The organism is Heyndrickxia coagulans DSM 1 = ATCC 7050 (assembly GCF_000290615.1).
In the GTDB taxonomy this organism is placed as follows: Bacteria; Bacillota; Bacilli; order Bacillales; family Bacillaceae_C; genus Weizmannia; species Weizmannia coagulans.
Window position 1 is genome coordinate 1 of sequence record NZ_ALAS01000058.1, and the last position, 431, is coordinate 431.

Here is a 431-nt window from a genome sequence, read left to right on the forward strand (position 1 = left end):
CCACTAACGGGCTGTATCGTTGGTATGGTAAAAGCCCTAACCATTCATCCAGAGGATAATGTGAATTCCCTTTCTGGTCATGCATTAGTGAACGTTTAAAGGTCACATTTCCAAATAAAAACTGAATGCTTCTGTTATCACTCCGGCAGTACTCCCAGCCATCCTCCAGCTTTTTCTGCTTAATTGTTTTATCTAACGTCTCAAATATTTCCCCAACCCATTGCGTAAAGGCATTCTGGATCAGAATTTTAACTTGTTCTTCAAATTCAATAAGACTTTTTGTATCCTTTAATAATCTAGCAATTATTGATATAATATCCATAGGAAGACCTCTTTCTAAATGTATTCGCCCACAAGCGTACATTTAAATGATAGAGCGTCTTCCCATTTTTTTCCACTCATCTGCCCTTCGAGTAAAATTTTACACATAC

Annotated in this window: 1 protein-coding gene; it reads right to left on the bottom strand. The window is 37.1% G+C overall.

The annotated features are described in order from the left end of the window. The coding region (locus IC21_RS02380; protein WP_035180390.1) for a UPF0236 family transposase-like protein at window positions 1-322 on the bottom strand (322 nt) is incomplete at its 3' end. Window positions 323-431: the final 109 nt, after the last annotated feature.